The 11,927-nt window shown below is 69.8% G+C and carries 9 protein-coding genes; 2 read left to right on the top strand and 7 right to left on the bottom strand.

The genetic code is table 11. The annotated features are described in order from the left end of the window. Positions 1-23 precede the first annotated feature (23 nt). Entirely contained in the window at positions 24-731 is a 708-nt protein-coding gene (locus ACN265_RS18890; RefSeq protein ID WP_421408761.1) for a VOC family protein, read from the top strand. Between the two features lie 327 nt (positions 732-1,058). Here the strand turns inward: ACN265_RS18890 and ACN265_RS18885 are convergent, their stop codons facing one another. The 7 genes from ACN265_RS18885 to ACN265_RS18855 all read right to left on the bottom strand — a co-directional run bounded on the left by ACN265_RS18885 (position 1,059) and on the right by ACN265_RS18855 (position 11,059). Then, positions 1,059-1,994: an NYN domain-containing protein gene (locus tag ACN265_RS18885; RefSeq protein WP_421408760.1), complete on the bottom strand. Its 936-nt coding sequence runs from the start codon at positions 1,992-1,994 to the stop codon at positions 1,059-1,061. Positions 1,995-2,560: 566 nt separating this feature from the next. Then, positions 2,561-3,793, bottom strand: coding sequence for a helix-turn-helix domain-containing protein (locus tag ACN265_RS18880; protein ID WP_421408759.1), 1,233 nt, complete (start codon positions 3,791-3,793; stop codon positions 2,561-2,563). A 205-nt stretch (positions 3,794-3,998) separates the two neighbouring features. Further along, complete coding sequence (locus tag ACN265_RS18875) at positions 3,999-4,970, bottom strand: zinc-dependent alcohol dehydrogenase family protein (RefSeq protein ID WP_421408758.1); 972 nt, start codon at positions 4,968-4,970, stop codon at positions 3,999-4,001. Between the two features lie 30 nt (positions 4,971-5,000). Further along, positions 5,001-5,768 carry a HisA/HisF-related TIM barrel protein gene (locus ACN265_RS18870; RefSeq protein ID WP_421408757.1) on the bottom strand — a complete coding sequence of 256 codons (768 nt, stop codon included), beginning with the start codon at positions 5,766-5,768 and terminating at the stop codon, positions 5,001-5,003. Continuing rightward, positions 5,765-7,045, bottom strand: a complete 1,281-nt coding sequence (locus tag ACN265_RS18865; protein ID WP_421408756.1) for a protoporphyrinogen/coproporphyrinogen oxidase — start codon at positions 7,043-7,045, stop codon at positions 5,765-5,767. The genes ACN265_RS18870 and ACN265_RS18865 overlap by 4 nt, the downstream gene beginning before the upstream one ends. Positions 7,046-7,065: 20 nt before the next feature. Beyond that, positions 7,066-7,728 carry a hypothetical protein gene (locus ACN265_RS18860; protein ID WP_421408755.1) on the bottom strand — a complete coding sequence of 221 codons (663 nt, stop codon included), beginning with the start codon at positions 7,726-7,728 and terminating at the stop codon, positions 7,066-7,068. Positions 7,729-7,912: 184 nt separating this feature from the next. Continuing rightward, on the bottom strand, positions 7,913-11,059 hold the full coding sequence (locus ACN265_RS18855) for an amino acid adenylation domain-containing protein (RefSeq protein ID WP_421408754.1): 3,147 nt from the start codon (positions 11,057-11,059) through the stop codon (positions 7,913-7,915). Between the two features lie 352 nt (positions 11,060-11,411). Here ACN265_RS18855 and ACN265_RS18850 point away from each other — a divergent pair, with 352 nt between their 5' ends. Then, positions 11,412-11,918, top strand: coding sequence for a phenolic acid decarboxylase (locus tag ACN265_RS18850; protein WP_421408753.1), 507 nt, complete (start codon positions 11,412-11,414; stop codon positions 11,916-11,918). Positions 11,919-11,927: the final 9 nt, after the last annotated feature.

The following is an 11,927-nucleotide window of genomic DNA, read 5'->3' as shown; positions in this document are numbered from 1 at the left end:
ACCGCCCCGGTTTGGAGACTCAGGTGAACGCACCCCGGACAAGGCCGTTCCCCACCGGCGCCGAACTCGTCACGAGCGATCTCGACGCTGCCCGTAGCTTCTACCAGGATCTGTTGGGCTGGACGTACCAGGCCACCGCCGACGGCTGCACCGCTTCCGCCGACGGGGTTCCCGCCGCCGATCTGCGGGTCGGTCCTGCCCCGGCCCGCTGGTGGACTGTCTTCGGCGCCGCTGACGAGGCCATCGTCCGGGCCGCCGCCGGCGCAGCCGGCGCCCGGCTGACCGGCGACGAGGTGCACGATCCGCTGGGCGGGAGCTTCCGGCTACGCACGGCACCGACCCCGGTGGCCCCGGGCCTCGGTCGGCCCTGCTGGTACGAGTACATGACGACCGACCCGGCCGGAGCGGACCGGTTCCACACCGCCGCCCTGGGCCTGCGGCCCAGCGTGCCACCCGGCGCCCCCGACGACTCGTACGCCCTGCTCGTCGGCGACGTCGCGCCGGTGGCCGGCCGGCTCGCCACGCCTCCGCCGCTGGATACCCTGCTGCCCGCCGGCTGGATGGTCTATCTGGCAGTGGCGGATCCGGACGACGTCGCCGAGCGGGCCCAGCGGGGTGGCGGCCGACTGCTGGTGCCGCCGCGCGACGTGGTGACCGGTCGGGTCTGCGCGCTCGCCGACCCGGCGGGAGCCGTCTTCACCGTCATTCGACCGGCCCACACCGGTAGCTGACTGCCACGTTCTCCCGCAGGTCGCCGTCACCCTGGCGTCCCGAGACCGGCACCGGGGCACGGCGGGACCCGGCCTGCCACGCGTTCAGGCATCCCCTCGGAGGATGTGCCGCGATCGCGGGAGCGGGGGTCTGGTCAACGACGGGCCGCCCGCCGCCGCAGCCCACCCCCCAGCACGACGAGGACGGTCAGGGTTGAGCCGGCGACGAGGATGAGGTTCCCCCGGTTTGCCGGAGGCTCCTCAGGACCTGAACCGGCGCCTGCCTCACCCTGCCACCGACCCGTGAAACCCTACGCCGCAACAAGCGCCACAGAACCTAACAAAGCGCTACCAGGCCTGGTCATACTGCTCCCAAAACCGTGCCCGAAGCTGGTGTCGCACGGCTTCACCCAGATCGACTTCACCGAGCCGTTCCGACAGGTCGGTCAGTAAGGCTTTGTCGATGTCGCGTGGGATCGATGGTTTCCCGGCGGTGAGTTCCGCCAGGGCCTCCGGCGTGGCGGAACTGCGGAACGTCGTCAGGACGTTGGTGACGACCGAGCCGATCTGTTCGGCAAGGTCGGCAGGATCCTCGTGAATCGTCGTGTCCGTCCTGATGGCCAGGACCCCGCTGGACGCAGGCACGGACGACAGGCGGGGTGCTCGTGAGCGTTCCTGCGCGGTGAAGCCCGCCAACGGGGCCTTGGCACGCGGGTGCCCGCCCAGCGGCACCGCCATCGGTGACGGCACCGCCGAGGGTGTCTCCACCTTCGTCACGGCATGGTCGATGGCGTCGGGAAATATGATCTTGAGCCCGTCGGCCGCCCGGATCAGATGCCGGCTGATGCCATGGGGCCGGTCCTGCCCGTTGGGGACGGCGAGCAGGATGACCTGCACCCCGTGCACCTGAGCCTCCTCCACGGCCTCGGTCAGATCATCGTCGCCCGAAACGAGGACGAAGACGTCCGCAACCGCGTTGCGCGCATGCATCACCAGGTCGAGCCCAATGCGCAGGTCGACACCCTTCTGTTGGCCGTCCACGCCGAACCGGCCGAGCCGCAGCTTGACGTTGGGCAGTTCACCGATGAACTGCTGCGAGCCGTCGGGTACACCGTCTCTCGCAGAGTCGTACCAGTGCACACGCAACATCGGCAGCTCCGACAGCGCCTCGGACTGCTGGACCAGCGCGTCGATCAGCGACTCGTAATCGACCTGAATCCCGTTCCGCAGCGACGTCCCCGTCACCCGGACCGCTGCAGCGCTGAGCAGGTAACCGACGTCCACGTACAGGGAGCATTTAGGCCTCACGATCAACAGGATGCCACCCCCATGCCGCAACTATCGAGGCCGCACCCCGGCGGCGCAGCTGCGCCCGCTCGCAGGCAATGGCGTCCGCGATCTTGACATCGCGCCGTCCCGGGGTCGGGGTGTAGCACCACGCCTTGATCAAGGACAGGACCAAGCCGACGATGACGCGGACCGCGTGGGGTAGCCGCCGGATCAGCGCGGACAGAATCGTCCGGACACGACAGGCGCGGTTAGGGCCTGTAAGCGGTGTGCGGGCCGACGTTTTCGACGGTCGCCGTGAGGAGAAGCCGAACAGAGGAGCGGTAAGGGCTACCGGGACGCGGGACCGGACCACGCTCGAGTGTGTGGTCCGTACGACCAGTTGGTCGCGGCGTTCGCTGACGAGGGCTTCGCTGCCGCATCCGACACCTGACCACGCCCTCATGACTGCACCGCGACCCTATACGTCCGATCTGTCCGACGACCGCTAGGCTTTGATCGCGCCCCGCCTCCCGCCTGGCGACAGGCCCGCACCGACGCCGACGTCAGCGACCGCACCCCCCTCACCCGGGACGGAACTCGCTCAGTGCGGCAAGGCGACTCAGCTCGCGGCGGATGGTCAGATTGTTGCGGCGCAGCAGGCGGTGCAACGCCTGACCGCACAGGTGGTCGTAGCGGATGTCCTCCGGTGAGATGCCGGCGATCTTGCCCAGGGCGAAGGCCGCAGCGGCATCCTCGTTGCGGCGGGCGTGGAGAAAAGCCAGTGGAATGAAGAACCGCGCCTGGCGATCGGGCGGATAGTCATCGGGGATGTCCACCTCTGCGGCCAGCCGCATCGCCTCGGCGATGCGACCGAGACGGATCTCGGACTGCACGGCGCTGATGCCCACCTCGGTCATCCCGAACGGGATCATGTGGGGCTGCAAATCGTCCGGAACGTTCCGGGCGATGCGGCGGGCGTCCTGCAACAACTGGAAGCAACGCTCGACATCGAGATCCGCCGCGGCAGCCTCCGCAGCCACCAGGAGCAGCGCTCCACGCAGCGACAGCAGATTGTCCGCCCGGGCGTCGCCGGGCGGTTCGTGGGCCGCCGCAGCGAGAGCCAGCCGCTGCGCCTCCTCGTAACACCCCTGCCGCAGGTAGCTCGACGCCCCGTGCCAGGCCGCAGCCAACAGCGATTCCCCGCCGACCCGCCCGGCGGCCACCAACGCCCGGTCGGCCATGATCCAGGCGAGCTGCTCCTCGTTCACCCGGGACAGGATCGTGCGCGCCAGATAATGCACCGACAGCGCGGCAGCGATCGGATCGGCGGTGACCTCGGTACGCAGCCGCGCGGACGCGTCCTGGATCAGTTGGGGCAGCAGCAGGAAGGTCCGCTGGTAGCGGTTCGCGTGACCAGTCCAGATCCGCCAGGCCTCCTCGACCTCCCGCTCCAGGGAGACGACCTGCGGGCGGCGCTGCGCCTCGTCACCGAGAAGATCGGTGCCCACCGCACTGAGGATCGCCGCCCGGGTCCGCGCCACCGCGCTCGCCGGCCGCGATGTCCGTGACGCGTGCGCCTCGGCAAGACCGAGCTCCGTCAACAGGTCGCCGATGTCGAGAACGTCGCTGATGCGTATCGCGTATTCGATGCTGTCCAGGCGACGCTTGCCGTTCTCGATCTGCCGTAGCCACTCTTCACTGCGACCGATCAGGTCGGCTAACACCCGTCGGGACATACCGCGTCTGCGTCGTGCCGAAGCTATCCGGTCGCCCACGGATGGCGGCTGCCTACCGGGCACGTTTCTCGGCCCCATCACGCTACGTTATCAGCCGTATAGAGCGACTCCCGGATAGTTCAGGGGGCTGACTGCCGTTGCCGAAAAAACGCACAAACTTCGGCCATTGGTGGTCAACAGGCTGGAATTTCCATCGCGTTGCGGGGCGCTCCGGATCAGGCGCGCCCGGTCGAATACCCGCGGTCTGCAAGTCGCAAAGAAACCACCCCACCGCGCGGTCCGCTCAGCCCGTGAGGAGGATCTTGCCGGTGAGCCCGGCGCGCCGGGCATGGGCGACGGCCGCGACGACCTCGGTCAGGGCATACCGGCGTGTGACGGAAGACGGCAGTGTCCCGTCGAGAGCATCGGCAATGATGTGCCGTCCTATCCGGGCAATCTCGTCCGGCGGCATTCCGCTCAGGTAATGAGGCAGCCAGAATCCCTCGACGGTAAGACCCCGGAAGATGAGGTGAGCCGGTGACGCGGCGACCGGTTGACCGCCCAGCAGTCCGAAACTGACCATAAGACCGCCCGTACTAAGACACCGCAGCGCGTCGGTTCCCGTTTCCCCACCGACAGCGTCCAGCGCCGCAGAGACGCCGACGCCATGCGTCAGTGTGCCCACCACGGAAAGCAGATCCGCACGGCTGGTGTCGACAAGGTGATCGGTCGACGGATGACCCTCGACGTTCACCGGGCCGCTGCCCCGATGGGTGCTGACGGTATTGACCCCCTGTGCGTGCGCGAGTTGCGCGATCATCCGTCCCACCGCGGACAGTCCGGCGGTCTGGACAAGCCACGCCCCGGGCGGGAGCGCGACGCGGTGCAGCAGCAGACGGGCGGTGAACGGATTGATCATCAGCTGTGCGCCGACATCGTCGTCGATGCCGTCGGGAAGCACCAGGACGTCGGCGGCGGGCACCACCACGCTTTCCTGCCAGGTGCCGAACGCCGAGACGGCAACCCTGGTGCCGGCGGCGAGACCGACGTCGGCGCCCGTGGCGTCGACGCGACCGACGCCCTCGAAGCCGGGAACGGCAGGAAGCACAGGACGTCGACCGTAAGCCCCGCTGATGTAGAGCAGGTCCGACGGATTGACCGGCCGGTGGGTCAACCGGACCCGGACCTCCCCCGGCCCCGGTTGCGGCCGGGGAAGCTCGACCTGCCGGAGCACGGCCGCCGGCTCGCCGTGACGGCTGAACTGAATCGCGTACATCCGAGCCCCCTGTTCGGTCCGGGCCGATCCTCAGCGGTGACCGTCGCAGTGCCGGATGGCGTCGGACACGCTGTGGATGCCGCGGTGGAAGATGGTGTTGGCGAGCGTGTAGGCGGCACCGGCCCGGGACCGGGCGGACACCATGTGCGAGGGTTCGCCGCAGCCCCCCGACGCGATGACCGGAACACCCGCGGCATCAACCACCGCCCTGGTGAAGCGAATGTCGTACCCCTGCTCGGTGGCGCCCTCCCGCTCCAGGCAGTTCGCCAGGATCGCGCCAACTCCGGCGGCTGACCAGGCCGCCACCCAGGACAGGGCGTCGATACCGGTGGCCCGCCGACCCCCGTCCACGTGCACCTGCCAACCATCGCCGGCGCGGCGGCAGTTCATCACCGCCAGGACGCTGGCCGAACCGTGACGTCGTATCGCCCTCGACACGAGATCAGGTGAGTCCACGGTGGCGGTGCTCAGCGCCACCGCCGCAGCCCCGGCTCCGAGCACCGCCTCGACGTCGTGGTCGTCGCGGGCCCTACCGTTGTCGACGGACACCAGCAGCGAGCCGCCACCCCTGCACAGCTCCCGCAGCAGCGGCAGGAACCGGCTGTCGTCCCGCCAACCGTCCTGGATGTCGAGGAAGATCTTCTCCGCCCCCTGAGAGCGGTACCGGTCGAGGATCTCGACCGGGTCGTCGCAGGCCCGTCCGTCGTGCCACGCCGACGGGTTCGCCCTGCCACCGCGGATGTCGAGGCACGGAACGACGTACGGGTGGTCGTCGCTGGACCAGCGCATCCCGGTCATGCCTGCCGTCCCCGCTGCTGGTCGAGGCCGACCTCCTCGGTCAGCATCCGTAGTCGGTGACTGGCGGGAGCGAGCCGGGCGGCGATGTCGATGGCACTGTTCACTGCTGTCTCCTGGGAGTCGATGTCGGCGAGATGGTGCCCGGCGAACCAGATGCCGTCGCGGCCCTGGTGATCGGCCAGCACCCGGCGGCCGCGGACCGCCACGGCATCCGGATAGAGCTGTTCGAAGTCCGCGGTGGCCACCAGGCGCTCGGGCAACCGGGGCCGGTGGGTGAGCTGACTTCGGAAGACCCGGGCCCCGGTGATCGGCCCGTACCAGGCCGTGGAGTCGGCGTGTTCCCGGTAGACGGTCAGGTTGGAGGTGGACCACTGGTCCGCCCGTGCCGGCAGATAAGCCGGATCGAGGTGCAGGCCGGTCGTCGAGGGCAGGTACCGGAAGCCGGCGAGAGCACTGCTGAGCCGATCGGCGTGGGGGAACTGCCGGATGAGCCGGAGGCAGCGCGGCGGTGGCACCGCAAGCACCACCTGGTCGGCCTGGTAGACCTGTCCGCCTGCGGTGCTCAGCGTCCACCGCCGGTCACCGGACTCCATCCTGGTGATCTCCGACCCGGTGCGGATGGTCGTGGCCAGCAGGTCCACCGCGATCGCCCGGACGAGCCGCGCCAGACCACCGACCAGGTTCTGCCAGCCGACGGACCCACCCACAGCGGGAGCGGCGCTCCGCGCGAGCACGGCGGTGGCAGCCCGCCCGGACACCTGCCGGGCGTCGTCGACGCTGCATCCGTACAGCGCGGCGACGGGCGCGTACAGGACCGTTCTCTTCAGCCCGTCACTGACGGGAATCGGCTCGACGAGATCGGCGTAGCTCCTCTCCCAGGAGACACCCTCGGTGTCCCAGTCGACCGCCGCCCGCGTCAGCAGGGCAAGTGCCTCCCCGGCGGCACCGAGGATCCCGCTGCGGGTGCCGTCCGGCGTCACCAGCAGCGGGACGGGCATGTCCGGCACCTGGATCGTGACGGTCGTGGGTACCTCCACGACCTCCGCCGCCAGCCCCATGAGTTGGATCAGCCGCGCGTGGCGGGGAAACAGGGCGGCAGAGAAGTCCTGCGCACCCAGGTCGACAGCGCACTCCACACCGTGGTGGAGGGTCGTCGCCGACCTGACGTGACCCCCCAACTCGGCCTGCGCCTCCAACAGGATGGTCTCGTGGTCGTGCTCCAACAGCCATGCGGTGGTCAGACCAGCCAGCCCGCCACCGACCACGACGATCCGCATGAGCCTGCCCCTTCCAGCGGTCAGGCCGCCGCCACCTCGGCCCAGAAGAACCGCAGGTACTCGTCCATGAACCGTCCGGCCGCGACGGCGCACGCCGGATCGTCACCCCGGTCCAACGCGTCCTGCAGCGTCGACTGGGTCACGGCGTAGAAGTCGCTGATGTCCCCGGGCCGGTAGTACTCGACAACCTCCGGGGGCAGTGCGATCCCGTCGCGCTCCGCACTGGCGACGATGGCGTCACACACACCGAAGTACGAGTCCATGTCCGACAGCAACGCCATGCAGATCTCCGCCTGGGTGCCGTGCAGCGCCAGCCAGGACACGTATCCGTTGAACGTGTTCTCCAGGGGCGTGGTGTACCGGCGGGAACGGTCCTGCTCGCTCACACCCAGCAGGTCGGCACAGCGGTGCAGCTTCGGCCCCGCCGCGATCACCATCGAGTAGAAGGCCAGGAAGGTGTTCCCGGCCGGCGGCCGGGCGAACCGGCCCATCATCGCCGCGTACGCGCCGAGTTCGGCCCGGTGCGCGCGCAGTTCCGCGCAGATCTCCCGTTGGATCTGCGCGGTCGTGAGCGAGTCGGCGGCGGCGATCGCGAGCAGTTCGTTGGGCGGGTCGGACTTGCGTAGCCGGACGATCTCCTCACGCAGGGACCCGGCGGTGGGCCCGACAACTTCGCGGTCCATCTGAATCACCTTCTCCTCGGGACATGGTGGCGGTCGACAGCCGCCAGAGCCGATCGGGCTGCCCGGCATCAGACAACCCGGCGGGATGTAGGGGAGCGGGGCCGAGTACCGGATTCCCCGCGCGGGAGCGCGGATCCGGCGATGGCGGTCAACTCCCACGAGCGGTGCTCGCGTCGCCGACCGGTCACCCCGGCGGGTCGGGGATGAACCCCACCCGCGCGAAGTAGTCGAGGTAACGGTCGAGCATGGCGGAATCGGTCGGGGGACAGGCCAACGGCAGGTCGGCGAGGTCCCGGTCGGCGTGTGACCGGTCGAGCTCCGGAAACACGCTGCGCGTGTACAGCTCCTTCACGGTGAGGTCGAGGCCCGCGGCCGGCAGGGTGAAGATCGGCACGAAGGCCGCAATGGGATGTCGGGGCTGCGCGTCGACGAAGCCGACCAGTTCCTTGACCCACTGGTCGTAGCGGGTGACGGTGATGCGGTGCCCCCGGGCCCGCATCCGGTCGATCATGTCCGACAACCGTCCCGGCCGGGGATTGGTCAGGTGGTACGTCCGGCCCACCGAATCCACACCGCCGGTCAGGAAGGCGATCGCCGCCGCCAGGTAGTCGGCGGGCACGAAGTCGAGCGGCAGGTCGATCTCCGGCGCGCTGCCCATCTCCACGATCGCCTTGAACAGGGCGCAGATGGCCGCCTCCGTGTTCCAGGTCCCGGTACCGCTGTCACCGGTGATCTCGTACGGGCGGTGCACGACGACAGGTAGCCCTTCGACCGCGGCCCGCCGCAGCAGCTGTTCGGCGACCCACTTGCTCTCCGGGTAGCCCATCGACAGCCGACCGAAATGCTCCAAGGGCTCGTCCTCACCGACCCGGCGGGCACCGGCGGAGCCGAACCCGGCCAGCACGGCGATGGTGGACACGTAGTGCAACGGGACACCCCCACCGCTCATCGCGAACTCCACGAGGTTGCGCACGCCGTCGACATTCGTCGGGCGCAGCTCCTCGTACGGGTACACGAAGTTGACGTGCGCCGCGCTGTGGTGAATGGCGTCCACGGTGCCGGTGAGCTCCCGCCACCGCCCGTCGGACCAGCCGAGGTGACGTCGACGCAGATCGCCCGCGACCGCGGTGACCCGCCCCGGGGGCAACGCGCCAAGGTGCCCGTACCGTCGCTGAGCGTCGCGGACCCGCGCGAGGGCGTGGTCGTCGTCGTCCGCCCGGGCCAGGCAGACGACGTCCGCACCGGTGTGCCGCAGAATGCCACGCAGCAGGTACGAGCCGAAGAACCCGGTGGCGCCGGTCAGCAGGATCCGGCTCGGCGGACGCCGGGACGCAGCCACGCCCCCCAGGTCGCGCTGCCGCACCGTCGGGTGCAGGTACAGGTCGTGCCGCCACCGGTCGTCGGCGGGGTCCTCGACATCCAGCGTGCCGTTCACGGCATCGGACACGGCAGCGGTGAACGAGGCGAGTCCCGGGTCGGCGAGCAGCCGGTGCAGCAACGGCCGGCTCTGCGCCAGATCGATCCCCAGGGTCGTCACGATCCGATTGACCAGTTGAGCGGCACGCAGCGAGTCCCCGCCCTGGCCGAAGAAGTCCTCGTCGGACGCCGGATCACCCTGCGGCAGGATCAGCGACCAGGCGTGCACCACCCGCGCCGCGACGTCCTCGCCGTCCGCACGCCCGGTCTCCCCGCTGGGAGGAGCACCCACGGTGGCCAGGTGCCGCAGCCGGTCGAGGTCGACCTTGCCGGTCGGGGTCAGCGGCAACACGGGCAGCCGGTGCAACGCCGACGGGATGGCATACCTCGGCAGGTCACGGGCCAGGTGACGGCGGAGCCCTGCCCTGTCCGGGGCGGGATCGGTGCACGTGTAGTACGCCACGACGTGCCGACTGACCGCGTCCTCGACCGTGACCACCGCGCTGTCGATCACAGCCTCGTGCGCGTTCAGGACATGCCTGATCTCGTCGAGTTCCAGCCGGTTGCCGCGGACCTTCACCTGATCGTCCCGACGGCCCCGGAAGTGCAGCACACCGTCGTCGTCACGGCAGACGAGATCCCCCGTGCGGTAGAGCCGCTGCGCGACGCCGTCGACGAGCACCGTCACGAACGAGCGGGCGGTCTGCTCGTCGTCGCCCAGGTAGCCGAGGGCCAGACCGTCGCCGCCGATGTGCAACTCGCCCTCGACACCCGGCGGTACCGGCCTGCCCTCGGCGGAGAGAACCAGGCAGGAGGTGTTACCGATCGGCAGCCCGATGGGAACGTCCGGGGCGTCCTCGGCGACCGCGGCGATGATGTGGGTGGTGGCGAAGACGGTGGCCTCGGTCGGGCCGTAACCGTTGACGAACCGGCCCGGAGGGCCGTGTCGCAGAATCTGCCGCACCAGCCGCGGATTCAGCGCCTCACCCCCGGTGAGCAGATGCGGCACGCTGGCGAAGATCCCGGGCCGCTCGTGCGCGAGCTGATGCAGCAGCCCGGTGGTCAGGAAGACAGCCGTCGGCTCGTTCTCGCCCAGCCACCGCTGGAACCCCGCCGCCGACAACAGGGTTTCGTTGTCGACGATCAGGACGCTGGCACCGTTGAGCAGGGGCAGCCACAGCTCCAACGTCGCCGCGTCGAACGAGATCGTCGCGCCGTGCATCATCCGCTCGCCCGGGCCCAACTCCAGGAACAGATTGTCCACCGCCGTGCGCAGCACGGCGCGATGCGGAACGATTACCGCCTTCGGCCGTCCGGCGGTACCCGAGGTGAACATCAGATACGCGGGATCGGCACCGGTGTGAGCCGGGCGCGTCGGGGTCACGGGTCGGTGCGCCGCGAGCACCTGGTAATCGACGCAGCGCACCATGTCGTCCACGACGTCCCGGCTGCCGGGCAGCCGGACGGCCACGACCGGCCGGGCGATCTCGACCATGCGCGCCAGCCGCGCCGGTGGCAGCTGGTCGTCGAGCGGGAGATAGGCGGCACCCGCCTTGAGAACGCCAAGCATCGTCGCACAGGCCTCCGGCGAACGGTGGCCGACCAGCCCGACCAGGGTTCCCCGGGTCACCCCCAGGGACGTCAACGCGGCACCGATCCGGTCGGCGGTCACCCGGAGCCGCTCGTACGTCCACCTGACGCCCCCCGCCCGCACCGCCTCCGCAGCCGGCGTCCGTCGGGCGGTCCGGTCGAACAGTCCGTCGACCGTCGTAGCCGCCGCACGAGTGGCCGAGACGTCGTCGACCGCGTGCCGACGCGGATGCCGGTCACTGTCGACAGGGCCGCCCGCCGGAGCGTCACCGGGGCTCGTCGCACCCGCCATCGTCCCGCTGGGAGCTTCCTCGTCAGTGGACATCCGTCACCATCCGGTCGTTGGAGAAGTCGGTGTACCCGTCAGCCGGGCGGCACGCCGCGCAGAACCGCGGCGTGGGCCCGAGCGTTCGGGCCCGGGCAGCACCGGCAGAGGCCACGGTAGGAACGGACCGGCTCCCGGCCGGCACACCCGGTTGGACCCCGATACCGGGCAGGATTTGCTTCCAACGGGAATTGGTCCCTGCCACCGCAGCCGACACGTACCGTCGCAGCCACGGCCGGACCGGCATCGCCGCCCGCCGGTTACGGCACGACCACCCGGCAGCCCGACCTCCCGCCCCGACACCTCACCTGTCGTGGCCGTCGTCGACCTGCCCGACGCAGGGGAGGAACCAGTGACCCGGACACCGGTCGAGGTGGCGGGAATCGTCGGCCGACACCTCATCTACACCTACGCCAACGGATGGCAGTACGAGATGTACGTGAAGAACGCCACCACCATCGACTACCGGATCCACTCCGGGATGGTCGGCGGCCGGTGGGTCAAGGACCAGGAGGTCGACCTGGCGGCCCTCGCACCCGACGTCTACGCAGTGTCGTGGACCGAGCCCACCGGCACGTCGGTGTGCGTCACCATCATGCCGCAGCGGCGGCGACTGCGCGGCGTCATCTTCTTCCCCAGCTGGGTACACGAACACCCGGAACGTACGGTGCTCTTCCAGAACGACCACCTGGAACGCATGCGTCAGTACCGCGACGACGGACCGACGTACCCCGTACACGTCGTCGCCGAGTTCGCCGACATCACCTTCGTCGAATCCTGCGGCACCGACGACGACACCGTCATCGACCGCCCTCCCCACCAGCTTCCCGCCGGGTACGCCGACCGCCGCAATCCGTGAGGGGCAGAA

Origin of the sequence: Micromonospora sp. WMMD730, from assembly GCF_049178955.1 — a bacterium.
Lineage (GTDB): Bacteria > Actinomycetota > Actinomycetes > Mycobacteriales > Micromonosporaceae > Micromonospora > Micromonospora wenchangensis.
The sequence above is the reverse complement of the archived record's forward strand: the minus strand, read 5'-3'. Positions and strand labels throughout refer to the sequence as shown.

Excerpts from the sequence above, each read along its gene's own strand:
- ACN265_RS18880 (WP_421408759.1), bottom strand. The coding sequence starts at position 3,793 with ATGGGGCCGAGAAACGTGCCCGGTAGGCAGCCGCCATCCGTGGGCGAC.
- ACN265_RS18875 (WP_421408758.1), bottom strand. The coding sequence starts at position 4,970 with ATGTACGCGATTCAGTTCAGCCGTCACGGCGAGCCGGCGGCCGTGCTC.
- ACN265_RS18870 (WP_421408757.1), bottom strand. The coding sequence starts at position 5,768 with ATGACCGGGATGCGCTGGTCCAGCGACGACCACCCGTACGTCGTTCCG.
- ACN265_RS18865 (WP_421408756.1), bottom strand. The coding sequence starts at position 7,045 with ATGCGGATCGTCGTGGTCGGTGGCGGGCTGGCTGGTCTGACCACCGCA.
- ACN265_RS18860 (WP_421408755.1), bottom strand. The coding sequence starts at position 7,728 with ATGGACCGCGAAGTTGTCGGGCCCACCGCCGGGTCCCTGCGTGAGGAG.
- ACN265_RS18855 (WP_421408754.1), bottom strand. The coding sequence starts at position 11,059 with ATGTCCACTGACGAGGAAGCTCCCAGCGGGACGATGGCGGGTGCGACG.